This is a genomic window from Acrocarpospora pleiomorpha, from assembly GCF_009687885.1.
GTDB lineage: Bacteria > Actinomycetota > Actinomycetes > Streptosporangiales > Streptosporangiaceae > Acrocarpospora > Acrocarpospora pleiomorpha.
Map to the genome: position 1 here is coordinate 17,622 of NZ_BLAF01000041.1, position 23,372 is coordinate 40,993.

Annotated in this window: 19 protein-coding genes; 10 read left to right on the forward strand and 9 right to left on the reverse strand. The window is 70.0% G+C overall.

What is annotated here, in order from left to right; genetic code table 11:
• The first annotated feature begins 10 nt into the window (after positions 1-10).
• Together Aple_RS31080 and Aple_RS31085 are read left to right on the forward strand one after the other, a co-directional pair.
• Complete coding sequence (locus Aple_RS31080) at positions 11-1,333, forward strand: PTS transporter subunit EIIC (protein WP_155348283.1); 1,323 nt, start codon at positions 11-13, stop codon at positions 1,331-1,333.
• 178 nt (positions 1,334-1,511) lie between these two features.
• On the forward strand, positions 1,512-1,967 hold the full coding sequence (locus tag Aple_RS31085) for an Rv3235 family protein (protein WP_155348284.1): 456 nt from the start codon (positions 1,512-1,514) through the stop codon (positions 1,965-1,967).
• A 46-nt stretch (positions 1,968-2,013) separates the two neighbouring features.
• Here the strand turns inward: Aple_RS31085 and secA are convergent, their stop codons facing one another.
• Positions 2,014-4,815 (reverse strand): preprotein translocase subunit SecA, encoded by a 2,802-nt coding sequence (gene secA / locus Aple_RS31090; RefSeq protein WP_155348285.1) that lies wholly within the window; start codon positions 4,813-4,815, stop codon positions 2,014-2,016.
• Positions 4,816-5,065: 250 nt separating this feature from the next.
• On the opposite strand from secA, the gene Aple_RS31095 reads away from it, so the two are divergent.
• Together Aple_RS31095 and Aple_RS31100 are read left to right on the forward strand one after the other, a co-directional pair.
• Positions 5,066-5,383: a hypothetical protein gene (locus Aple_RS31095; protein WP_155348286.1), complete on the forward strand. Its 318-nt coding sequence runs from the start codon at positions 5,066-5,068 to the stop codon at positions 5,381-5,383.
• A gap of 127 nt (positions 5,384-5,510) precedes the next feature.
• Complete coding sequence (locus Aple_RS31100) at positions 5,511-6,803, forward strand: winged helix-turn-helix domain-containing protein (RefSeq protein ID WP_246264900.1); 1,293 nt, start codon at positions 5,511-5,513, stop codon at positions 6,801-6,803.
• 283 nt (positions 6,804-7,086) lie between these two features.
• On the opposite strand, the gene Aple_RS31105 is transcribed toward Aple_RS31100, so the two are convergent.
• The 6 genes from Aple_RS31105 to mtrA all read right to left on the reverse strand — a co-directional run bounded on the left by Aple_RS31105 (position 7,087) and on the right by mtrA (position 14,111).
• Positions 7,087-7,800 (reverse strand): response regulator, encoded by a 714-nt coding sequence (locus Aple_RS31105; protein WP_155348287.1) that lies wholly within the window; start codon positions 7,798-7,800, stop codon positions 7,087-7,089.
• Between the two features lie 175 nt (positions 7,801-7,975).
• On the reverse strand, positions 7,976-8,644 hold the full coding sequence (gene hpf, locus Aple_RS31110) for a ribosome hibernation-promoting factor, HPF/YfiA family (RefSeq protein ID WP_155348288.1): 669 nt from the start codon (positions 8,642-8,644) through the stop codon (positions 7,976-7,978).
• 521 nt (positions 8,645-9,165) lie between these two features.
• Positions 9,166-9,876, reverse strand: a complete 711-nt coding sequence (locus tag Aple_RS31115) for a ComF family protein (RefSeq protein WP_155348289.1) — start codon at positions 9,874-9,876, stop codon at positions 9,166-9,168.
• Between the two features lie 33 nt (positions 9,877-9,909).
• Positions 9,910-11,664, reverse strand: a complete 1,755-nt coding sequence (locus Aple_RS31120; RefSeq protein WP_155348290.1) for an LpqB family beta-propeller domain-containing protein — start codon at positions 11,662-11,664, stop codon at positions 9,910-9,912.
• Positions 11,654-13,423, reverse strand: a complete 1,770-nt coding sequence (gene mtrB / locus Aple_RS31125) for an MtrAB system histidine kinase MtrB (RefSeq protein WP_155348291.1) — start codon at positions 13,421-13,423, stop codon at positions 11,654-11,656. Before mtrB ends, Aple_RS31120 begins: the two co-directional genes overlap by 11 nt.
• Before the next feature lie 10 nt (positions 13,424-13,433).
• Positions 13,434-14,111 carry an MtrAB system response regulator MtrA gene (mtrA, locus tag Aple_RS31130; protein ID WP_061299380.1) on the reverse strand — a complete coding sequence of 226 codons (678 nt, stop codon included), beginning with the start codon at positions 14,109-14,111 and terminating at the stop codon, positions 13,434-13,436.
• A gap of 305 nt (positions 14,112-14,416) precedes the next feature.
• Here mtrA and Aple_RS31135 point away from each other — a divergent pair, with 305 nt between their 5' ends.
• Genes Aple_RS31135 through Aple_RS31155 form a run of 5 tightly spaced genes read left to right on the forward strand, consistent with a single transcriptional unit; the run spans position 14,417 to position 19,649 of the window.
• Positions 14,417-15,631: a DUF7847 domain-containing protein gene (locus Aple_RS31135; protein ID WP_155348292.1), complete on the forward strand. Its 1,215-nt coding sequence runs from the start codon at positions 14,417-14,419 to the stop codon at positions 15,629-15,631.
• Positions 15,628-16,248 carry a DUF4129 domain-containing protein gene (locus Aple_RS31140; protein ID WP_155348293.1) on the forward strand — a complete coding sequence of 207 codons (621 nt, stop codon included), beginning with the start codon at positions 15,628-15,630 and terminating at the stop codon, positions 16,246-16,248. Before Aple_RS31135 ends, Aple_RS31140 begins: the two co-directional genes overlap by 4 nt.
• On the forward strand, positions 16,245-17,369 hold the full coding sequence (locus tag Aple_RS31145; protein ID WP_155348294.1) for a DUF4350 domain-containing protein: 1,125 nt from the start codon (positions 16,245-16,247) through the stop codon (positions 17,367-17,369). The genes Aple_RS31140 and Aple_RS31145 overlap by 4 nt, the downstream gene beginning before the upstream one ends.
• Positions 17,366-18,319 carry an AAA family ATPase gene (locus Aple_RS31150; RefSeq protein ID WP_155348295.1) on the forward strand — a complete coding sequence of 318 codons (954 nt, stop codon included), beginning with the start codon at positions 17,366-17,368 and terminating at the stop codon, positions 18,317-18,319. The genes Aple_RS31145 and Aple_RS31150 overlap by 4 nt, the downstream gene beginning before the upstream one ends.
• Before the next feature lie 7 nt (positions 18,320-18,326).
• Positions 18,327-19,649 carry a DUF58 domain-containing protein gene (locus Aple_RS31155; RefSeq protein ID WP_155348296.1) on the forward strand — a complete coding sequence of 441 codons (1,323 nt, stop codon included), beginning with the start codon at positions 18,327-18,329 and terminating at the stop codon, positions 19,647-19,649.
• A 1-nt stretch (position 19,650) separates the two neighbouring features.
• On the opposite strand, the gene Aple_RS31160 is transcribed toward Aple_RS31155, so the two are convergent.
• Positions 19,651-20,643, reverse strand: coding sequence for a stage II sporulation protein M (locus Aple_RS31160; RefSeq protein WP_155348297.1), 993 nt, complete (start codon positions 20,641-20,643; stop codon positions 19,651-19,653).
• A gap of 27 nt (positions 20,644-20,670) precedes the next feature.
• On the opposite strand from Aple_RS31160, the gene Aple_RS31165 reads away from it, so the two are divergent.
• A complete protein-coding gene (locus tag Aple_RS31165) occupies positions 20,671-21,663 on the forward strand; it encodes an RDD family protein (protein WP_218038576.1) in 993 nt (330 codons plus the stop codon).
• A 256-nt stretch (positions 21,664-21,919) separates the two neighbouring features.
• On the opposite strand, the gene Aple_RS31170 is transcribed toward Aple_RS31165, so the two are convergent.
• Positions 21,920-23,332, reverse strand: coding sequence for an LVIVD repeat-containing protein (locus tag Aple_RS31170; RefSeq protein WP_155348298.1), 1,413 nt, complete (start codon positions 23,330-23,332; stop codon positions 21,920-21,922).
• Positions 23,333-23,372 lie beyond the last annotated feature (40 nt).

A 23,372-nucleotide genomic window follows, 5' to 3' on the forward strand; every position in this document is an offset into this window, starting at 1 on the left:
AGGATCACCGATGAGTTCCACCGTGATGGGCGTGCTCCAGCGCCTCGGCCGGTCGCTGATGTTGCCGATCGCCGTGCTGCCCGCCGCCGCGCTGCTGCTGCGCTTCGGCCAGCCGGACATGCTGGGCTCCAACGGCGCGGAGCCGGGCGGCCTGGCCGACGTGGCCGGGTTCGGCTGGATGGCGAACGTGGCGAAGGTGCTGGCCAACGCCGGGGACGTGCTGTTCGGGGCGCTGCCGCTGCTGTTCGCGATCGGGGTCGCGATCGGCTTCGCCCGTAAGTCGGACGGCTCCACGGCGGTGGCCGCGCTGGTGGGATACCTCATCTTCGACCGGGTCTCCAAGGGCCTGTTCTTCGACGCGCCGGCGGCGGATGTCGTACACCAGCGGGTGTCGCAGCAGGTCGTGGGGGCGGACGGCAAGCCGGTCGAGGTGATCAACTGGGCGGCGGGGAACCCGACCGGGGTGCTCGGCGGCATCGTCATCGGCCTGGTGGCGGCGCTGCTCTGGCAGCGGTACTACCGGATCAAGCTGCCCGCCTGGCTGGCGTTCTTCGGCGGGCGCCGGTTCGTCCCGATCGTCACCGCGTTCGCGGGCGTGCTGTTAGGTGTCGTCTTCGGCCTGGTGTGGCCGCCGATCGGCGAGCTGATGAACAACTTCGGCTCCTGGCTGGCCGACCACAACGAGGTCGGCGCCGGGGTGTACGGCACCGCCAACCGCCTGCTCATCCCGCTCGGCCTGCACCACATCATCAACTCCATCGTCTGGTTCCAGGTGCCGGGCTGCGTGGTCAACGGCACCCAGTTCACCGGCGACCTGACCTGCTACCTGCAGGGCGCGGACGGTGCGGGCTCCTTCATGACCGGCTTCTTCCCGGTGATGATGTTCGGCCTGCCGGCGGCCGCGATCGCCATCTGGCGGGCCGCGCCGCCGCACCGCAGGACGGCGGTCGGCGGCATCATGATCTCCGCCGCGCTGGTCTCGTTCGTCACCGGCATCACCGAGCCGATCGAGTTCGCGTTCATCTTCGTCGCGCCGGTGCTGTTCGTGGTGCACGCGCTGCTGACGGGCCTGTCCATGGCGCTGCTTGCGGCGCTGGACGCGCGGCTCGGCTTCGGCTTCTCGGCCGGGGCCACGGACGCGCTGCTGAACATCGGCAAGGGCAACACGCACAACTTCTGGCTGATCATGCTGGTCGGGGTGATCTACGCGGCGGTCTACTACGTGGTCTTCAGCTTCCTGATCAGGCGGCTGAACATCATGACCCCGGGCCGGGAGCCGGAACCGGACGTGGATTCCGGCGAAAGCACCGAAACGACACAGTCCCGAGCCTAGTTCGCTGATCGGTTGCGGTCGGCCGGTTCCCCGAAGCTGGTGCGCCAGCGTGGTGGATCTTCGTGGCGACTGCGGGCGAATCGCCGTACCGGGCCCAAGAAAATGGCGCGGGCATATTTCGCAGGGTGGGCCGGAATCTCTTGTAGGGGTCTGATTGTCCGACCCCCTCGGAGACTCGATGCCCCAGCCGATCCCCCTCCCCCGGCTCGTGCCCGTCCCCCCAGCCGACCCGCCGTACGACGAACAGCCGCGAACCACCGGTTCCCTGGCTTTGGCGCCCCAGCCCGTACGGGAGCGGCGGCCGCTGGCGATCGGGACATCCGGCTCCATCCCCAACGAACGACGCCTGCGCGGCCTCGGCCAGGCGCTCGCCGAGATCCTCGCCGGTCGAAGACCGCCCGAGACCATCCAGGACCGCATGTCCGAACGCGCCTACACCGAACTGATCCGAGCCGGAAAGATGATCGAAACCCCGCGCGCGCCGATGGTCGGCGTCCCCCACGTGCAGTCCCCCCGCCCCGGAGCGGTGGAAATGTGCCTGCTCGTGCACTGCGGCCCGCGCAGCCGCGCCCTCGCCATCCGCCTCGAGAAGTTCGGCGCCCAGTGGCTGATCACCGACTTCGAAACCGCCTGAGACGACGAAGCCCGCGCCACCAGGGCGCGGGCTCCGTCAGAACCGTTCAGGCGTTGGCGTGCTTCGGGTCTCCGTGGCAGCGCTTGTACTTCTTACCGGATCCGCACGGGCACGGCGCGTTACGCTCCACGTTCCCGTAGGCCGCCCGCTGCTCCGGCGTGGACCGCACCCGGTTGACCTCGACCTCGCCGCTCTCCCCGGGAGCGGAGTAGATCATCTCCGCGGGGCGGGACGGCCGGCGCAACGCCCTGGAGATGATCGAGCTGGCTTCGGCGACGGCCGAGTCGCCCTCGCCCTCCTCGTAGCTGATCGGGTTCTCCTGAACCTGGATCTGCACGCTGAACAGCCAGCGGACCGACTCCTCCTTGATGCCGTCGAGCATCGCGGCGAACATCTCGTAGCCCTCGCGCTGATACTCGATCAGCGGGTCCTTCTGGGCATAGGCGCGCATGCCGATGCCCTCCTGGAGGTAGTCCATCTCGTAGAGGTGCTCGCGCCACTTCCGGTCGATGACCGAGAGCACGACCGTGCGCTCCACCTCGCGGATGACCTTGGTGCCGAACTCCTCCTCGCGCCGGTCGTAGGCGCTGAGCGCGTCCACCTTCGTCTTCTCGGCGATGAAGGAGCCGTCCAGGTCGGCCTTGGAACCCCCGGCCTCCTCGGTCAGCTCGGCGGCCGTGATCTTGACCGGGTAGAGCTCGCCGAACGCCTTCCACAGCTTGTCGAGGTCCCACTCCTCGGAGAAGCCCTCGGAGGTGGCGGCCTTGACGTAGTCGTCCACCACCTCGCCGATGAAGGTGCGGACCTGCTCGTGCAGGTCGGCGCCCTCCAGCACGCGCTGGCGCTCGGCGTAGATCACCTTGCGCTGGCGGTTCATGACCTCGTCATACTTGAGGACGTTCTTGCGGATCTCGAAGTTCTGCTGCTCGACCTGGTGCTGGGCGGAGGCGATGGCCTTGGAGACGATGCCCGACTCGATCGGCTGGTCCTCGGGGATGTTCAGCCTGGTCATGATCATCTCGACCCGGGCCGAGTTGAACAGCCGCATCAGGTCGTCCTCAAGGGACAGGTAGAAGCGGGACTCGCCGGGGTCGCCCTGCCGGCCGGACCGGCCGCGGAGCTGGTTGTCGATGCGGCGCGACTCGTGCCGCTCGGTGCCCAGCACGTAGAGACCGCCGATGGAGACGACCTCCTCGTGCTCGGCCTTGACGGCCTCCTTGGCCTTCTCCAGCGCCTCGGGCCACGCCTTCTCGTACTCCTCCGGAGTCTCCACCGGGTCCAGGCCGCGCTGGCGCAGCTCCAGGTCGGCGCGGAACTCGGGGTTGCCGCCGAGCATGATGTCGGTGCCGCGACCGGCCATGTTGGTGGCCACCGTGACCGCGGCCTTGCGGCCCGCCTCGGCGATGATCGCGGCCTCACGGGCGTGGTTCTTCGCGTTCAGCACCTCGTGGCGCACGCCCTGGCGCTTCAGCATCCGGGACAGGCGCTCGGACTTCTCCACGCTGGTGGTGCCGACCAGGACCGGCTGGCCCTTCTCGAACCGGGTCTTGATGTCCTCCACGCAGGCCTGGAACTTGGCGTCCTCGCTCTTGTAGACGACGTCGGCCTGGTCCTTGCGGATCATCGGCATGTTGGTCGGGACCGGGACCACGCCCAGCTTGTAGGTCTGGTGGAACTCGTTCGCCTCGGTGGCGGCGGTGCCGGTCATGCCGGCCAACTTGCCGTACAACCGGAAGTAGTTCTGGAGGGTGATGGTGGCCAGGGTCTGGTTCTCGTCCTTGACCTTGACGCTTTCCTTGGCCTCGATGGCCTGGTGCATGCCCTCGTTGTAGCGGCGGCCGTGCAGCACGCGGCCGGTGAACTCGTCGACGATCAGGACCTCGCCGTCGACGACGATGTAGTCCTTGTCCTTCTTGAACAGTTCCTTGGCCTTGAGGGCGTTGTTGAGGAACTGCACCAGATGGGTGTGCTCAGGCTTATAAAGGTTGTCGATGCCGAGGATGTCCTCGACCTTCTCGACGCCCATTTCCAGGATGCCGACGGTGCGCTTCTTCTCGTCGACCACGTAGTCGCCGGTGCTCTCCTGGCCGTCCTTGCCCTCGGTGCCCCGGCGCAGCCTCGGCACGATCTTGGAGAACTCGGCATACCACTTGCCGGACTGCTCGCCGGGGCCGGAGATGATCAGCGGGGTCCGCGCCTCGTCGATGAGGATGGAGTCGACCTCGTCGACGATCGCGTAGTGGTGCCCGCGCTGCACGCACTCCTCGCTGGACTGGGCCATGTTGTCACGCAGGTAGTCGAAGCCGAACTCGTTGTTCGTGCCATATGTGATGTCGGCGCCATACTGCCTGCGGCGCTCGTCGGGGGGCATGTTGGCCAGGATCACGCCGACCTCGAGACCGAGGAAGCGGTGCACCCGGCCCATGGTCTCGGCGTCGCGCTTGGCCAGGTAGTCGTTGACCGTGACGACGTGCACGCCCTTGCCGGTGATGGCGTTGAGGTAGGCCGGCAGCGTGCAGGTCAGGGTCTTGCCCTCACCGGTGCGCATCTCGGAGATGTTGCCCATGTGGAGGTTGGCGCCACCCATGATCTGCACGTCGAAGTGCCGCTGGCCGAGCACCCGGCGGGCGGCCTCGCGCACGGTGGCGAACGCCTCGGGAAGCAGATCGTCGAGAGACTCGCCGGCCTCGTGCCGCTGCTTGTAGTCCGCGGTCAGCTCGCGCAGTTCGGCGTCGGTCAGGCTCTTGAAATCTTCCTCAATGGAATTGACCTGGTCGGCGAGGCGCTTGAGCTTACGCAGAGTCTTGCCTTCGCCGGCGCGAAGAATCTTGTCGAGAATGGCTGCCACGGTTAGTAAAGCTCCTCGCAGGTCTACCCCGGCTCATCCACCGAGGTTGAGGACAAGACATACTTCCCCGAAGCCATCGTAGGCGGTTCCACCACCGGACACAGCCACCCGACACAGCCGTCTGACGCCGGGTAGAGGAAGAGCGGAGGTCCCAGGGGCGCACCGAGGGGGCATGTCGCTAGGCTCAACCCTGACAAACGTACGAACGAGGCTCCGTGTTCCGGCGGGGCGGGTCAGGTAGGTAGCGGATATGGCAGAAACTGCGCACCAGGGCAGTCACGGGGGCAGCGCCAAATCGTGGCTCGCCGTCTCCGTCATCCTGATCGGGTTCACCGTCGGCGGGGTGGCGCTGACCGGGCTCGGCGGGAACTCGGGCCCCAACTGGCTGTTCGTCTGGGTCGGCGTGGGCATCTGCGGGGTCGGCGGCCTGCTGGCACTGATCTTCGACATCTTCTCCGACGTCATCGTGGACGCGCCCCGGGCCCTGGCGGCGCAGGAACACCACTCGCCGCACGAGGCCAGGCTGGAGCAGGCCGAACACGAGCGCAAGGCCCTCGAGGCCAACTGATCCCGATAAATCCGGATTTGTCGGGTGAGCCGAAACCGGTGTAGCCGTTTTGTCGGTGGCGGGTTCTACCATCGGGCCTGTGACGGAATCGACGGTGCGCAAGGCAGGGCCTGAGACAGTTCCCAGCATGGTTCCCGAGACGGCGCCCGACGCGGGGCATTCGTCCGAACCTGAGCCGGTCCGAAAGGCAGGGCCCACGACAGTTCCCGCGACGGGACATCCGACCGGGCTCGAGATGGTGCACGATCTGACGGCCGACGAGGCTCGGCGGCTGATTCTTCGCGCCCAGGGTTTCCTGGGCGCCGAAGGCCGCCGCGGCGGCGCCCCCGCGATGTTGCGCCGCCTCGGCGCGGTCCAGCTGGACACGATCTCGGTGCTGGCTCGCTCCCACGAACTGGTCGCCTACGCCCGCCTCGGCGCGGTCGGCCGCGACACGGTCGAACGCGCCTACTGGAGCGGCGACGCCTTCGAATACTGGTGCCACGCCGCCTGCGTCCTCCCCCTCGAACACTGGCCGCTGTTCGGCTTTCGCCGCCGCGCCTACCGCGACCGCGGCGTGCGCTGGCACGAGGTCCCCGCCACCATCGACAAGGTCCTCGACCGGGTCCGCGCCGAGGGCCCGGTGACCACCACCGACATCGGCGGCGCCAAGAACGGCGGCCCCTGGTGGGACTGGTCCGACTCGAAGATCTCCATCGAGTTCCTGCTCGACATCGGCGAGGTCGTCTGCGTCAAGCGGGTCGGCTGGCGCCGCGTCTACGACCTGGCCGAGCGGGTCGTCCCCGCGCACCTGCGCGAGACCGAACTCGCCGACGCCGAAGCCGTGACCCGTCTGACCCGCGTCGCGGGCGAGTCCCTGGCCGTCGCCACCCGCGCCGACCTCGTCGACTACACCCGGGTCAAGGGCGAACACGCCGCCCACCTCGACGAGGCCCTCCAGAGCGGCGCCTCCGGCCTGGTCCCCGTCCATGTCTCCGGCTGGCCTCCCGCCCGCACCCGCGGCACCCCTGTGACCATGACCGGCCTCCCCGCCGCCCGCAGCCGCACCCCCAACGCCTGGGCCGACCCCGCCGCCCTCGCCGCGGGAGACCCCCGGGGCCGCCACCGCACGACCCCGCTCTCCCCCTTCGACTCCCTCATCTGGGACCGCGCCCGCACCGAACGCGTCTTCGGCATGACCCACCGCCTGGAGGCCTACGTCCCCAAGGACAAACGCGTCCACGGCTACTTCGCGATGCCGATCCTCTCCGGCGGCAAACTCGTCGCCCGCGTCGACCCGGCCCGCGAAGGCGACACCCTCATCGCCCGCCAGGTCACCCTGGAACCCGGCACCAAATCCCTGGACGCCGTCCACGCGGCCCTGACTGAAGCAGCCAGCTGGGTCAACTGCACTCAAATCCGCATCGACCGAGTGACCTGATCCCGCTACCGTCCCTGCAACCTGGCACCAATTCCCTGGACGCCTACGGCCCCGACCGATGCAGCCACCCGGGTCAACTGCGCTCAAATCCACATCAACCGGGTGAGCTGAATCGGTTATCGCCCCTGTGCGAACAGCGAATCCACGATCGGGCCGATCCCCCGAGTCGAATCACGCGCCTGCTGCCGTTCAGCGTCGGTCATCCTCGGACGCGGCGGGAGTTCCACCAGCAGTCCGAGACGGCGCGCCCGCGCGCGAAGCTCCGCGCGGCGCGCGGCGGGCGTCAGGTGATCTCCAGGAGGCGTTCGCGGACCGCGTAGACGACGGCTTCCATGCGGGAGTGGAGCTGGAGTTTCTCCAGGATGTTGCGGACGTGGTTCTTGACGGTGTTCTCGGAGATGAACAGGTCCTTGGCGATTTCGCGGTTGTTCATGCCCTTGGCGACCAGGCGGAGGACTTCCATCTCGCGGTCGGTGAGGCGGGGGACCGGGAGCTGCGGGGGGCGTTCGGCTTCCTTGCGGCTGATGCTGGCGAACTCGGTGATGAGCTTGGTCGCCATGGCCGGGTTGATGAAGGACTGGCCGCCGTGCACGCCGCGGACCGCGTCGGGGACCTCGTCGATCTGCACGTCCTTGAGCAGGTAGCCGGTCGCGCCGGCCTTGAACGCCTCGAAGAGGTCCTCCTCCTCGTCGCTGGCGGTCAGCATGATGATCCGGGCGGACGGCATGCTCTCCTTGATGCCCCGGGCGGCCTGGATGCCGTCCCTGCGGGGCATGCGCACGTCCATCAGGATCACGTCGGGCAGCAGGCGTTCGGCGAGCTCGGCCGCCTCCTGGCCATCGCTCGCCTCCCCGACGACCTCGATGTCATCCTCCGCGGCCAGCGCCAGCTCCAGGCTGCGCCGGATCAACGCGTGATCGTCGACTATCAGGACACGGATCGGTTCGTTACGACCAGCAGAGCGGGCCACCTCGTCCCGCTCGCCGCGCTCACTCACAGCTCCTCCTCGTGGGGGGCCAAGGTCGCTGGACCGCCATCATGGCATGGCTTCCAGCCCTGGCGAGGATCTTCATTATCGATCTTCGTCGGTACCGTTGAGCGCCCGGCGCCCCGCACCATCAACGATGATGTGGGGCGCCGAGTTCCTGCATGAAGGGTAGGGCGACTCGGGGTCAGCTTTCGACGAGCCTCAGCACGCCGTAGTCGTAACCACGGCGCCGGTAGACGACGCTGGGCTGCCCGCCCTCCTTGTCGCGGAACAGGAAGAAGTCGTGGCCGACCAGTTCCATCTCCAGGAGGGCCTGGTCGATGGTGATCGGGTCGGCCTGGTGGAACTTCTCCCGGACGACCAGCGGACCGTCGCCGTCCTGTTCGATCGGGATGATGGGCTCGGTATAGCCGTTGCGCTTCTGCGGTGGGACGTAGTCGTACTGGGGCTCTGGCTCGGGTACACGAATCCGCGTCGAGTCGGATTCCTGGTTGACGTCGGCCAGCGCCGCGGTGAGCTCGGCCACCGAGGGCGGGCAGTTCTTCCCGTGATGGATCTTGCGCCGATCGCTGATCCGGCGCAGCCGTGACTCGAGCTTGCCGAGAGCGATGTCGAGGGCGGAGAACCGGTCGTCCGCGGCCGCCTCGGCCCGGATCGCCGGGCCCTTGCAGTGGATGGTGAGTTCCACTCGCTCTCGCTGATCCGCCATCCGCGGATTCCGCTCCTTGGACACTTCCACGTCCACGCGGATGAGTTTGTTGTCCAGACGCTCGATTCTGGCCAGCTTGGTCGTCACATGATCACGGAAACGGTCACTCACTCCGGTGTGCCGTCCCTTGACGATGATGTCCACGCAAAAGCCCCCCTTCGCCTCTCGACTGACATGAAGGAGCACCCGTCCGGCCGACCTGGTCTTCGTCCCCACATCCGCCTGCTGAGGGGTTCGCGGCTCTGTGCCACTACTGCCCTTCTCTCCTGGCGGGGGCCATCTGGACCCCCGGGAAGGCAGGACTTACCTCTAAGCCGCACCGTGATCGGTCGACCAAGAGTCGCCTTACGTGGACCGTTTTGCCTGCGGCTGGCATCGGCTAGCCAGGCCGAAACCCTCACGGGAGTCGGTCCGGCGCAACCACGGACCCGAACGGGTGCCATGTCCTGAACGCTAGTCGCTACCGGGCCGAATGTCAGCCGTGCGCTCGCGCGGAAGATCACGGTCGGTGATTTTCCCCGGTGGCGGGCGGGGTGGGAGGTTGCCGTGTTCGTGGCGGTTGCCTCTGCTAAGCGAACGCCGGTCGACCAGGCTGACCAGGGGGGCTGCCGTGGTCAGGCCATGGCGGTGTGACCATCGGGCCAGACCGTTATTTAACTGTTTCTTTACCTAGGGTCACGGACCAAATTTTGATCATCCCGGGCGTGTCGCGTTGCGGTCACCCGCTTCCTCGTGGCCGCGACCGTCACCGCGATGGGCGCCGCCACCCCCGCCGCGCGCAATGCCGACGCGGCGGCCGCCAGCGTCGCCCCCGTCGTCACCACATCGTCGACCAGCACGGCCATCGGGCCCGCAGACGGCCTAACCCGACCTGCGGCGACCACATACCCACCGGCCAAGTTCTCGGCCCGCTCGGGCGCGCTCAGCCCCGCCTGATCGGCCACCCGCCGCCGCTGCCGCAGCACCGGCGCGAGCCTGACCGGCCACCCGGACCCCCGCAGATCCCGTACGGCCACCGCCGCCATCCCCCGCACCGGATCATGCCCCCGGCGGCGGGTCACGGCCGGGGAACTCGGCACGGGCACGAGCTCCAGCGCACGGCGCGAATCACCCACCGCGACGGCGATGGTCGCCGCCAGACAGCCACCTAACTGTGGCCTTAGCGATACCCTCCCGCGCTCCTTGAAAGCGAGCAGCAACCGCCGCACCGCCCCCGCGTACTCCGCCGCGGCCCAGCACTCCGGCAACCCGGGCGGCGGATTCTCGGGAGGCCGCGGCGACGGCAGGCCGCGCAGCAGCGCCGTACAGACCGGGCAGATCAGGAAGCCCGCGCGGCCGCATCCGGCGCAGCGCGGCGGCAGGAGCAGGTCGAGCACCCGCCCACAATGGCGGACGGCACCGACAGAACCTCAGCCCAGCGGATACAGCACGTAGGTCACGCCCGACTTGACGGGGGCGTTCCACCTCGTGCCGTCCCAGCGGCGGAGCGCGCCGTTCTCGTCGGCCGCGAGGATGGCGCCCGGCGCGGCCGTGACCGAGTTGATCCGGTTGTCCATCGTGGGCGTGTCCGGGGCGTCGCCGCCGGAGATCGAGTAGACGAGCAGCGACTGCTGCTTGGCCTTGGTGAGGACCAGCACCGTGCCGTCGTCCTGCCAGGCGATGTCGAGGATGGTCCGGCCCGGCTCCGGCGGGATCAGCGTCTCCAGGCCGCCGACCCGGTAGTCGCCCATCCGGACGATGATCCCGATGTCCACCTGCTCTCCGCCGCCGTGGTCGGCGATGACCGCGACCCTGACCCCGTCCCTGGCCACCCGGAACGCCTTCACGTTCGCGGTTTCGAGAGCGGGCGCGGTGACCGGGATGGCCTGCCCGTTCACGCCCCGCCAGACCCTGGAGCCCAGGACGTCATCCGGGCCGGTCTTCTCGACCGACCAGACCTCGCCGTACCGGTCCCAGGACGGCGGGGTCAGCTTGCCCTGGCCGCTGATCCAGCGCTGCCACTGGCTGCCCTCGGCCAGGTCGGCCACCCAGATCCCGGGTTCGGGGCGGAGCGCGGCCACCCGGCCGGCGGGGAGCTCGGCCATGGCCGGATGGTCGAAGGCCTGGTTGGGCTCCCCGGCCGCGCCGAGCACCTGCGTCGGCGGCTCGTTGCTCTTGGACTCCTTGACCAGGGTGCCGTCCAGCACGTAGTAGCCGGGCGGCTCCTTGGCCAGCACGGACGGATCGAACTCGCCGAAGTCGCCGCGCTGGAAGCGCAGCGTGCCGCCGGGGAACGGCTCCCCGTTGATCGTCACCACGATCGGCATCTGCGGGGCGACCGCGGTGAACGTCCAGGCCAGCTGGGCCTTCATTGCCCGCAGGCTTTCGGGGGAGGCGGCCAGCTCGGCCAGCTGCGCGCTGAAGTCCATCACCACCGCGTTGTCCTCGACCCGGATGTCGCGCAGTTCGGTGCCGGGCGGGAAGGCGTTCCGCACGCCCTCGGAGAGCGGCTTGCTCGGCCCGAGCAGCAGCCGCTCGATCAGCGACTCGGGGAAGCCCCGGACCGGGTCGATGGCCAGCCGCACCCGGTCGGAGACCAGGCCCTGGCCCGCGAGGTCGGGGTAGTAGAGGGTGACCGTGCGGTAGGCCCGGGAGAGGTCATCGGGCCGGAGCAGCAGCGCCGCGGGGGCCGCCGAGATCCGCCACTGCCCGTTCAGTTTCACCAGCGAGATCGGGTCCCAGGCGTTGTTCTCGGAGTCGGCGGCGGGCAGGTAGCGTCCCTCCGGGTCGATGGTGGCGATCTGCTTGCCCGTGATCGGCACCGCGTATTCCGTGGCGTCCTGATCGGGCATCTCGGCCGGGGTGAACTTGCAGTCGCAGATGATCGTGTTGGCCTTCGCCGGATTCCACGTCGCCTGCGTCTCCGGGGTAAGGTACGTCCTGGCGATCGCCCGGCTGGTGTCGTCGAACCCGGCCATGGCCGCCTGGAAGCCCTGCACGATCTCCACCGGGGTGGCGTCGGGCTTGGGCGCGGTGGCGATGACCCGCACGTAGGGCTGGCTCAGCGGGTCGCTGCCGCCGTCCTCTTTCTCCACCGTGGTGGGATTGCCGCTGGACGGCACGATCGTGCACGCCGACAGTGCGCCCAGCGCGACAAGACCCGCCAGATAGCGTCTAGTCGACATCGAACACCCCAGACTCGCCCGCCGCGGCCGACAGCACGGGCGTCGCCTGCCCGCGCCAGGTGCGCCGCATCTCCACCTCGGGCGGCACCAGCGGCAGCGGCGAGCCTTTCAGCTCGCTTCCCGCGATCCGGGGCAACGACAGCCGGAACTGGGTGCCCTCCCCGGGCGAGCCCCACGCCTGCAGCCAGCCGCCGTGCAGGATCGCGTCCTCGCGGGAGATGGCGAGCCCGAGCCCGGTGCCGCCGATGGTCCTGGCCCGGGACGGGTCGGCCCGCCAGAACCGGTCGAAGACCATGTTCTCCTCGCCGTGCCGCAACCCCACCCCGTGGTCGCGGACGGCCACCGCCACCGCGTCCCGGTCGGCGCCGAGGGCGACCACGATGTCCTTGCCCTCGCCGTGCTCGATGGCGTTGAACAGCAGGTTGCGCAGGATGCGCTCGACCCGGCGGCTGTCGCACTCGGCCATGCACGGCTCGTTGGGCAGCCGCAGCTCGAACCGGGTGGCGTGCCGCTCGGCCAGCGCCTCGGAGTCTCCGACCGCGCGCAGCACCACGTCGCGCATGTCCACCGGGTCCAGGTCGAGGGTGGCCGCGCCGGCGTCGTAGCGGCTGATCTCCAGCAGGTCGGCCAGCATCGACTCGAAGCGTTCCAGCTGGGCCTGCATCAGCTCGGCCGAGCGGGCCGCCATCGGGTCGAAGTCCTCACGGGCCTCATACAGCAGGTCGGCGGCCATCCGTACGGTGGTCAGCGGGGTGCGCAGCTCGTGCGAGACGTCGGACACGAACTGGCGCTGCACCTGGGAGAGCTCCTCCAGCTGGTGGATCTTGAGGGCCAGGTTGCTGGCCATCTCGTTGAAGGAGGTGGCCAGCCGGGCCAGGTCGTCCTCGCCGCGGACCTTGAGGCGTTCCTCCAGGCGGCCGGAGGCCAGGCGTTCCGCGGCCTGGCGGGCCAGCCGTACGGGGGTGACGACCTGGCGGGTGACCAGCGAGGCGATCGCGGCGAGCAGCAGGACCAGGCCGGCGCCCACGATGATCAGCAGCTGGAGCACCGAGGAGAGCGTCTCCTCCTCTTCCTGCAGCGGGAACAGGTGGTAGATCTCGTACGTGCCGTCCGGGCTGAAGACCAGCGAGCCGACCACGAAGCCGATCTGGTTGGGCTCGGCGTGGTCCAGGTAGCGCAGCGTGGCCGGCTGCCGCCAGGAGAGCGTGGTGGAGCCGCTCTTCTGCAGGTCGCGGCGGAGCCGTTCCGGCACGCTGGCCACGTCGATGTTGCCGGTGGCGCGGTCCTGCCCGACCCGGCTCTTGTTCAGGATGATCACGTCGTACCGGGATCCGGCGCGCTCGGCGAGGGCCCGGGCAGCGAGCTCGACCGGGGTGCTGACGGCGATGCCGTGGTCGTCACCCTTGGGCGGCACGTCGTTCTGCGAGACGGTGAAGTAGCCGGCGACGCTGGACACGTTGGCCTTGGCCTCCGCGGTCGCCGCCCGGGTCCGGCCGGCGATCATCGCGTCGGTGATCGACTGGAACAGGAACACGCCCAGCACGGCCACCACGACCATCGAGACGACCAGCGTGCTGGTCACCACCCGCAGCTGGAGCGAGCGCCGGTAGGCGCCGCGCAGCCGCCCGGCCAGCCGCCGGGCGCGCCGCCGCACCCCGCGCGCGATCTGCCGTAAGGTGCGCCGCGGCCGCTTGCCACGCGCTTTCAGGGCGGAACCCGAGGGTTTCCGCCCTGTCGCCGACGCCGAGGGGGGAGGCATGCCGGTTCGGCTACGCGGGGCCGGCCTTGTATCCCACGCCCCGGACCGTCACCACGATCTCCGGATGCTCGGGATCCTTCTCGATCTTCGCCCGCAGCCGCTGCACGTGCACGTTGACCAGCCGGGTGTCGGCCGCGTGCCGGTAACCCCAGACCTGTTCGAGCAGGACTTCCCGGGTGAACACCTGCCGCGGCTTGCGCGCCAGCGCGACCAGCAGGTCGAACTCCAGCGGAGTCAGGTTGATGGTCTCCTCGAACCGCTTCACCGAGTGCCCGGCGACGTCGATGGTGATGTCGCCGATCTGCAGGATCTCCGGCGTCGGCTCGTCGGTACGGCGCAGCCGCGCCCGCACCCGCGCCACCAGCTCCTTCGGCTTGAACGGCTTGACGATGTAGTCGTCGGCGCCGGATTCCAGGCCGAGCACCACGTCGATGGTGTCGCTCTTGGCGGTGAGCATGACGATGGGCACGCCCGACTCGGCCCTGATCCGGCGGCAGACGTCGATGCCGTCGGCGCCGGGCAGCATCAGGTCGAGCAGGACCAGATCCGGGCGGGTGTCGCGGAAGGCGTCGAGCGCCTTGTCGCCGTCGGACACGAACGACGGCTCAAACCCTTCTCCGCGCAACACGATGCCGAGCATCTCGGCGAGAGCGGCGTCGTCGTCGACGACCAGCACGCGTCCTTTCATGGCCCCTCATTCGTTCTTAGCGCAGGTTGGGAGGTATTGGGGGGATTTCGGGTTTCTGGGAAGGTTACCCGCGACCACCCCATGGGTGATACACGACCATGACAAAGGATGGAGTTTAGGGGCTTGTGGTGGAACGCGCGATGATCTGACCCGATTCTGACCTGTATAAGGCCAGCGTCGCGGGAACTCCATAGTGCGGTCACGTTCCAAGTCTGCGCTTCGTCAGCGCGTTTCTGCCATCCCAGCTTCATGGTTTCCCCATACGGAGGACTCCGGGTAGCCGTACATCATGCCAGGATTGGGACATGACAGACGGTCCCCACGAGAACCCGCCGCCCGGGTGGGCAGCTCAGCAGCCCCCCGCGTACGGCGCGCCCGGCCCGGGTTCCTGGGCGGCCCCCGGTCAGCAGCCCCCGCCACCGCCTCCGCCGCCGGGGTACGGTCCGTATCCGCAGATGCCGTACAACCCCTATGGTGCGCCGCCCCCGCCGAAGCCGGGGATCATCCCGCTGCGCCCGCTGACCATAGGCGACATGTTCAACGGCGCGGTGGCGGCCATTCGCGCCAACCCGAAGGCGACGCTCGGGCTCGCCGCGGTCGTGGTGACCGTGACCCAGCTGGTGGCGTTCGCGATCCAGGCGGCCACCGCTCAGGCCACGCTCGACCTGCTCACCCTCGACCAGCGCACGGTGGCGGACGACCCGGACGCGATCATGGGATCGCTGGCCGGGCTGTTCAGCGGGGCGATGCTCAGCCTCATCGTGTCCGTGATCTCCATGGTGGTGCTGACCGGAATCCTGACCAGCGTGGTCGGGCGGTCGGTGTTCGGCGAGTCGATCTCCATCGGCCAGGCCTGGCGGCAGACGGCGGGGCGGGTGCTGCCGCTGCTGGGGCTCGGCCTGCTGCAGACTCTCATGGTGTTCGGCATCATCGTGGTCCCGTTCCTGCTGATCGTCGTAGCGGTGTCCTTCCTGGGCGCGGCGGCGATGCTGCTGTTCTTTCTGCTCCTCGTCGGCGGCGTCATCGGCGCGGTGTTCCTCTACACCAAGATGAGCCTGGCCGGCGCGGCCATCGTGCTGGAGCGGATCGGCGTGTTCGCCGCCATCGGCCGGTCGTTCCGGCTGGTGCGGGGCGACTTCTGGCGGGTGTTCGGCATCCTGCTGCTGACCGCGATCGTCGCCGGCCTTGTCCAGGGCGCGATCGGCGCCCCGTTCCAGATCGTCGGAACCTTCATCGGGGAGGACGCGGAGAGCCTCCAGGAGGTGACCTCCGGCTTCTACCTGTCGATGGCGCTGGCCACCGTCGGGGCCATCATCGGCGGCGTGCTCGCCAGCCCGTTCTCGGCCGCCGTCAACACCCTGCTCTACGCCGACCGCCGGATGCGGGCGGAGGCGTTCGACCTGGTCCTGCAGACCGAGGCGCTGGAACGGCAGCGCGGCGCCATGCCCACCGGGCCGCAGGACCTCTGGCATCCGACGTACGGCTCCGGCTACCGTCCGCCGGGCCCCTGGCAGCCGTGACCGGCTGGGACGTCCCGGTCGACCTCGGCAGGGAGGCCGCCAGGGAGGCGGCGATCCGCGAGCTGGCCGACCCGGCCTACCCGAAGGAGTCCTGGACGGACCGGCTGCTGGGCTGGGTCGCGGAGTGGATCGACAACCTGCTCCAGGCGGCCGGGCAGGTGCCGGGCGGCTGGCTCGCGCTGGTCGTGCTCGGCCTGATCGTGATCGGCCTGGCCGTCCTGCTGCTGCGCACCGCGACCCGGGCGACCAGGGCGGCGTCCGGCGCGGCCGTGCTCTACGACGAGCACATCAGGTCGGCCGCCGAGCACCGGGCCGCCGCCGAGCAGCACGCGCAGCGGCAGGAGTGGGCCGCCGCCGTCCGGGAGCGGCTCCGGGCCATCGCCCGCGACCTGGAGGAACGCACGATCGTGGAACCGCAGCCCGGGCGCACCGCCGACGAGTTCGCCGCCGAGGCCGGGGCCGCGCTGCCCGAGTTCCGGGCCGACCTGGCCGCGGCCGCGCGTCACTTCGACGACGTCACCTACGGCGAGGCGCCCGGCACGCCCGCCGGATACGCCCTGCTGACCGCGCTGGACGAGCGGCTGCAGCGGGCCCGGCCGATGCTGGTGGCCGGATGAGCGTGCCCACCTCGCCGCGGATCCGGGATCGGTGGCGGACCTGGCGCGGCGTGCTCGGCACGCTGCTGCTCATCTCGGCCTTCGCCGTGCTGATGGTCGGCGTGTCCACGCCACGCCCCGGCGGTTACCTGGACGCGGAGGCCACCGGGTCCGGCGGAGCGCGCGCGCTCGCCGAGATCCTGGCCGATCAGGGCGTACGGGTCGTGCAGGTGCGCACCCTGGAGGAGGCCAGAAGCGTCGCGACGCCGGACTCGCTGGTGGTGCTGGCCCGCCCCGAATACCTGATGGACGACGACCTGCTGGACCGGATCGACGAGCTGCCCGGCGACCGGCTGCTGATCGAGCCGTTCGACACGGTCCTCGACGAACTGGCCCCCGGCGTCACCGAAGGATCGTACGAAGAAGTGCGCAGCCGGGAACCCGGATGCGGAATGCGCGAGGCCGTCCAGGCCGGAAACGCCCGCATGGGCGGCTCCTACTACCAGGTGACCGGCCCGGACGCCCGCTGCTACGACGGCACCCTGATCCGGTTCCGGCCGAACGGCAGGACCACCACAATCGTCGGCTCCGGCCAGTTCCTCACCAACGGCAGGCTGATCGAGGACGGCAACGCGGCCCTGGCCGTGAACCTGGTCGGCACCCGCTCGCAGGTCACCTGGTTCGCCCCCCGGATCCCGCTGGGCAACGAGCCGCCCGCGACCCTGGAGGAGTTGCTCCCCGAGCAGCTCACCTGGCTGGTCTGGAGCCTGATCGTGGCGGTCGGGCTGATCGCGATCGCGCAGGGCCGCAGGCTCGGTCCGGTGGTGACCGAGAAGCTGCCGGTCATCGTGCGCGCCGCCGAGACCGTGGAGGGCCGGGGCCGCCTCTACCGGGCTCGCCGGGCCCGTGACCGGGCCGGGCACGCGCTCCGCGCCGCCACCCTGGACCGGATCGTGCCCCGGCTGGGACTCGCGCCGGGCAGCGCGGCGGACGCGATCGTTTCGGCGATAGCCGTACGGATCGGGCAGGATGCCGGACAGATCCGGTCGGTCCTCTACGGCCCGGCGCCCGCCGACGACGCGCAACTGGTCGCGCTGGCCCGGCAACTCGACGTTATTGAAAGGCAGGTAAGAGACTCGTGACGACACCTGACGCCTCCCGGGAGGCGCTGGCCGCGCTCCGCGCGGAGGTCGCCAAGGCGGTGGTCGGCCAGGACGCCGTCGTCACCGGCCTGGTGATCGCGCTGCTCTGCCGGGGCCACGTGCTCCTGGAGGGCGTGCCCGGCGTGGCCAAGACCCTGCTGGTGCGTACGCTGGCCGCGGCCCTCTCCCTCGACTTCAAGCGGGTGCAGTTCACCCCCGACCTGATGCCGGGCGACATCACCGGATCGCTGGTCTACGACGCCAAGACGGCCGCGTTCGAGTTCCACGACGGCCCGGTCTTCACCCACCTGCTGCTGGCCGACGAGATCAACAGGACCCCGCCGAAAACGCAGGCGGCGCTGCTGGAGGCGATGGAGGAGCGCCAGGTGAGCGTGGACGGCTCGGCCCGCCCGCTGCCCGACCCGTTCATCGTGGCCGCGACCCAGAACCCGATCGAATACGAGGGCACCTACCAGCTGCCCGAGGCCCAACTGGACCGGTTCCTGCTCAAGCTGACCGTGCCGGTGCCGCCCCGGGATCAGGAGATCGCGGTCCTGGACCGGCACGCTCGCGGCTTCGATCCGCGCGACCTGACGGAGATCAAGCCGGTGGCCTCGGCCGCGGACCTGGAGGCCGGGCGGATGGCGGTCAGCCAGGTGCACGTCTCCCCCGAGGTGCTCGGCTACATCGTGGACATTGCCAGGGCCACCCGGCAGTCCCCGTCGCTCCAGCTGGGCGTCTCGCCGCGTGGCGCGACCGCGCTGCTGGCCGCCGCGCGGGCCTGGGGGTGGCTGTCGGGCCGGACCTACGTGACGCCGGACGACGTGAAGGCGCTGGCCAGGCCCGCCCTGCGGCACCGGATCCAGCTGCGGCCGGAGGCGGAACTGGAGGGCGCCACGCCGGACGGCCTGCTGGACGGCGTGCTCGCCGCCGTCCCCGTGCCCAGGTGAGCCCGGCGTGGCACTGACCGGCAGGGCTGGGCTGATCGCGCTGGCGGGCGCGCTCCTGGTGGTGCTCTCGCCCCGGCCGGGGCTGGTCTTCGCGGTGCTGCTCGGGCTGCTGGCCGTGCTGATCGGCGTCGACCTGGCGCTGGCCGGGAGCGTGCACGCGCTGCGCTTCCAGCGGCAGGGCGACAGCGCGCTCCGGCTCGGCGACTCGGCCGAGGTCACCCTGCTGGTGGAGAACCCGGGTGCCCGGCGGGTGCGCGGGCGGCTGCGGGACGCCTGGGCGCCGAGCGTGCGGGCCATGCCCCGGGAGCAGCCGGTGGACGTGCCGCCAGGCGAGCGGCGCAGGATCGTGTTCCGGCTGAGCCCGCTGCGGCGCGGCGACCACCAGGCGGTGGCGGTCACCGTGCGGGCGGTCGGCCCGCTCGGCATCGCCGCCCGGCAGGGCTCGCACCGGGTGCCGTGGTCGGTCCGGGTGCTGCCGCCGTTCCTGAGCCGCCGCCACCTGCCATCCCGGCTGGCCAAGCTGCGCGAGCTGGACGGGCGGCACCCGGCGCTGGTCCGCGGCCAGGGCACCGAGTTCGACTCGCTCAGGGAGTACGTGGCCGGCGACGACGTGCGCTCGATCGACTGGCGGGCCACCGCGCGCCGCCACGACGTGGTGGTGCGCACCTGGCGGCCCGAGCGGGACCGGCGGGTGCTGATCGTGCTGGACACCGGGCGCACCTCGGCGGGCCGGGTCGGCGTCGATCCGACCTCGGGTGACCCGACCGGGTGGCCCCGGCTGGACTGGTCCATGGACGCGGCGCTGCTGCTGGCCGCGCTGGCCGCCAAGGCCGGGGACCGGGTGGACTTCCTGGCCCACGACCGGGCGGTACGGGCCTGGGTGTCCGGCGCGTCCCGGACCGAGACGCTGTCCGCGGTGGTGAACGCGATGGCGCCGCTGGAGGCGGAGCTGGTCGAGGCGGACGCGCCCGGCATGGTCGCGGCGGTGCTCACCCGGGCCCGGCGGCGCTGCCTGGTGGTGCTACTCACCGACCTGAACGCGGCCGCGCTGGAGGAGGGGCTGCTGCCGGTGCTGCCCCAGCTGTCGGCGCGGCATCAGGTGCTGGTCGCGGCGGTGGCCGATCCCCGGGTGGCCGAACTGGCCGCCGGGCGGGACGGCGCGGAGCAGGTCTACGACGCCGCGGCGGCGGAGAAGCTGCGCGGCGAGCGGCGGCGGATCACCGCGCGGCTGCGCCGGCACGGCGTGGAGGTGGTGGACGCGCTGCCCGAGGACGCGGCGCCCGCGCTCGCCGACGCGTACCTGGCGTTGAAGGCGGCCGGGCGGTTGTAGATCAGCTCGCGGGGGCGAAGTCGGGGGCGTTGTCGATGTCGCCGGTCTCGCCCGCGCGGGCGGCGCGGCGGCCGTAGACGATCACGTAGCTCAGGAACGCGGCCTCGGCGAGCACGCCGATGCCGATCCTGGCCCAGGTGGGCAGCGGGGACGGGGTCACCAGCGCCTCGATCAGACCGGCCACGAGCAGCACCGCGAACAGGCCGATGACCAGGGTCATCACCGCGCGGCCCTGCTCGGCCAGGGCCTGGCTCCGCGGGCGGGGCCCCGGTGAGACCACCGTCCAGCCGACCCGCATACCGGCCGCCGCCGCCAGCAGGACGGCGGTGAGTTCCAGCAGGCCGTGGGGGGTGATCAGGCCGAAGAAGACGTCGCCGCGCCCCGCGTCGATCATCAGGCCGCCGGTCACGCCCACGTTGGCGGCGTTGGTGTACAGGATCTGCGGGATGGGCAGGCCCATGACGGCGGCCGAGATGATGCACTGCGCGGCCACCCAGGCGTTGTTCAGCCAGACGTGGGTGGCGAACGAACCGGCCGGGTTCTCGCTGTAGTAGTTCGCGAAGTCGTGCTCGACCAGCTGCTTGATCTCCTCCGGGGTGCCGACCGCGGCGCGCACCTCCGGATTGCCGGACACCCAGGCCGCGAACAGCACCGCGACCGCGGTGAACACCACCGCCGTCCCCAGCCACCACCGCCACGTCCGGTACGTCACGACGGGGAACGACACCGTCCAGAACTTCACGAACTCCCGCCACGCGGGCGCGTGCGCGCCGGTCACCACCGCGCGGGCCCGGGCCACCAGCGCCGACAGCCGTCCGATCAACATCGGGTCCCGGGACCCCGACCGCACGATGGACAGATGGGTGGCGACCCGCTGGTAGAGATCGACCAGCTCGTCGATCTCCGCGCCGTCCAGCTCGCGCCGCCGCTGCACCAGCCGCTCCAGCCGGTTCCAGGTGGGCTGGTGGGCGGTTACGAATGCGTCGATGTCCACAATGTGGAGCCTAGTAGGGTTCGGGATGTGTCCGAAGTTGTGACCGGCGACGCCGTCGTCGTCGACGTTCAGATCGCCCAGCTGCCGATCCGGGCCGGGGCGCGTCTCATCGACGCGGCCATCCAGGCGGTGCTGCTGGTGGGGGCCGCCGTCCTGCTCGGCTTCCTCTGGGGCGACACCGGGTTCGACGACTCGATCATGAACGCGGTCGTCATCCTGTTCCTGGTGCTGCTCCTGGTCGGCTACCCGCTGATCTTCGAGTCGCTGACGCTGGGGCGCACGCCGGGGAAGATGGCCTTGGGCCTGCGGGTGGTGTCCGACGACGGCGGGCCGCAGCGGTTCCGGCAGGCGATGTTCCGCGCGCTGTCCGGCACGGTGGAGATCTTCGCGTTCGGCGCCGCGCCCGCGGTGATCTGCTCGCTGCTGAATCCCCGGGGGAAGCGGCTCGGCGACCTCTTCGCCGGGACCATCGTGATCGCCGAGCGCGGGCCGCGGCGGGACGGGCCCGCGCCGGAGATGCCGCCGCCGCTGGCCGGGTGGGCGGCCACGCTGGAGCTGTCGCAGCTGACCGAGGAGGCGGCGGCGATGGCGCGGCAGTATCTGGCGCGGTGGCACCAGCTCACCGCGTTCGCGCAGTACGACATGGGGATGCGCATCGCGGCCCAGGTCGCGGCCGTGGTCTCCCCGCCGCCTCCGCCGGGCGTGCCGCCGCACGCGTACCTGGCCGCCGTCCTGGCCGAGCGCCGCCGCCGCGAGTCCGTACGGCTCGAGCAGGCCAGACAGGCGGTCACCCCGATGCCTCCCCCGATGTACCAGACGCCATATCCGACGCCGTTCACCGAGCCTTCCCAGGCCGCTTACCCGACTTATCCGGCTCACCAGGGCCATCCCGGTTATCCGGGCTATCAGCCCCCGCCCCCCGGAATGCCCCCGCCCCCATCGGGACCGCCGGTTCCGCTGCGGCCACCAGAGGAGGTCACGCCCGGGCCGACCCCGGGGGGATTCGCACCGCCCGTCTGAGAACGGGATGTTTAGCCCCATATCGCTGGGTAGCTGTGACGATCGCAGGCAACGGGGCACGCCTGCAGTGGGGTTGGGCGGGTACAGCTGGCGCGAGAGGGAGAGACACGCCGGCCGTACCCGCCCGTTTCACGCCGCGCCCAGGTGACTGGCCGAAAATGAGCGAGGCGCGAGTCCTTGACTCGTGTCGTACCCGCGGATCCCGCGCGCGGAACGGCCCCCGCCTTTCCGGGCGAGGGCCGTCCCCATGGCTGATCTACCAGTGCCCGTGGCCGTGGCCGCCGCGCTCCTTGTAGGTGTCCTGGGTCTGAACGTTGAAGATGTCGAACTTCACGTCCTTCGCACCCTTCGTGCGACGGTCGTTGATCTTCAGAACGTCGAATCCACGGCTGAACTCGGATCCGTAGATGTACCCGTTGTAGTAGTACGCCGACCAGTAGCCGTCGAACAGGGTGGCTCCCGGACCGCGCTCGAAGTAGCCGATCTCGTGCGGGTTGCTCGAGTCGCTGAAGTCCCAGATCGAGACCCCACCCTGGTACCAGGCCTGGACCATGATGTCGCGGCCGTCCACCGGGATCAGCGAGCCGTTGTGCGCCACACAGTTCTCCGTGTCCGCCTGGTGGCGGGAGATCTTGTAGTAGCTCTTGAAGGTCATCTCCTTGCGCCGGGAGATGTCGAAGATGGCGTCCGCCCCGCGGTTCGGCCCGATGGCCTCATTGCAGGTCGCGGCGCCGCCGCCGCCCAGCTCGTCGGTGAAGATGACCTTGTCGCCGCGGTTGTTGAAGGTCGCGGAGTGCCAGAACGCGAAGTTCTCGTCATCGCGTACGGTGTCCAGGACCCGCGGGGCTTCGGGATTCTTGATGTCCAGCAGGATGCCCTCACCCATGCACGCGCCGGCCGCGAGATCCTTGTCCGGGAACGCGGTGATGTCGTGGCACCCGCTCGTCGCCGAGGTCCCGTTCGGGTACGGCTGGCCGTCGCCGGGGTTGCCGCCGTCGGGGAACAGGTTGGGCGTGGCGACGACGGTCGCGTTCTGCGGGTCGCGCAGCGGGACCTTGATGATCGAGATCAGGTCATGCGGCGGCTGGCAGTCCGGGAACGACGCCGACGGGCTGTAGGAGGAGATGTACAGGTAGACGCTCCTGCGGTCCTTGCCAGGAACGAGCGTGTGGGTGTGCGAACCGCAGTTGGTCTCGATCGACTTGACGTAGCGCGGGTTGCGCTTGTCGCTGATGTCGAAGACCCGGATGCCCTCCCACGACGCCTTGTTCGCGGCCGACTGGGCCACGCTGGTGCAGGAGTCGTCGCTGCGGGAGGAGTCGACAGAACCGAACAGCAGGTTCCCGTAGACGGAGACGTCCATCTGCGACCCAGGACACAGCACCGAACTGACCAGCTTCGGCTTCTTCGGGTGCTTGATGTCGTAGATGGTAAATCCGCCATAGTTACCGACGTACGCATAGTCGCCCTGGAAGGCGATGTCGGTGTTGATCGTGGTGAGCAGGGGATCGGGTCGCGGCAGGTTGGCGACGTGTTCGACGTTATCGCTCATGTCGATAGCGCCTGGGGGAAGGATGTCAGCGGCCTGAGCCGGCGTCGTCGAGAGCACTAACGCTCCAGCGGCACCAAACACGGCGAGCAGACGCCCCGCCCTGCGGAGGGGGGACATTGAGGGAACCTCCGGGTAAAAAGGATGCAAACACCCTGAT

Excerpts from the sequence above, each read along its gene's own strand:
- Aple_RS31080 (WP_155348283.1), top strand. The coding sequence starts at position 11 with ATGAGTTCCACCGTGATGGGCGTGCTCCAGCGCCTCGGCCGGTCGCTG.
- Aple_RS31095 (WP_155348286.1), top strand. The coding sequence starts at position 5,066 with ATGGCAGAAACTGCGCACCAGGGCAGTCACGGGGGCAGCGCCAAATCG.
- Aple_RS31145 (WP_155348294.1), top strand. The coding sequence starts at position 16,245 with ATGAGCGTGCCCACCTCGCCGCGGATCCGGGATCGGTGGCGGACCTGG.
- mtrB (WP_155348291.1), bottom strand. The coding sequence starts at position 13,423 with ATGCCTCCCCCCTCGGCGTCGGCGACAGGGCGGAAACCCTCGGGTTCC.
- Aple_RS31170 (WP_155348298.1), bottom strand. The coding sequence starts at position 23,332 with ATGTCCCCCCTCCGCAGGGCGGGGCGTCTGCTCGCCGTGTTTGGTGCC.
- Aple_RS31085 (WP_155348284.1), top strand. The coding sequence starts at position 1,512 with ATGCCCCAGCCGATCCCCCTCCCCCGGCTCGTGCCCGTCCCCCCAGCC.
- Aple_RS31100 (WP_246264900.1), top strand. The coding sequence starts at position 5,511 with ATGGTTCCCGAGACGGCGCCCGACGCGGGGCATTCGTCCGAACCTGAG.
- mtrA (WP_061299380.1), bottom strand. The coding sequence starts at position 14,111 with ATGAAAGGACGCGTGCTGGTCGTCGACGACGACGCCGCTCTCGCCGAG.
- Aple_RS31120 (WP_155348290.1), bottom strand. The coding sequence starts at position 11,664 with ATGTCGACTAGACGCTATCTGGCGGGTCTTGTCGCGCTGGGCGCACTG.
- Aple_RS31135 (WP_155348292.1), top strand. The coding sequence starts at position 14,417 with ATGACAGACGGTCCCCACGAGAACCCGCCGCCCGGGTGGGCAGCTCAG.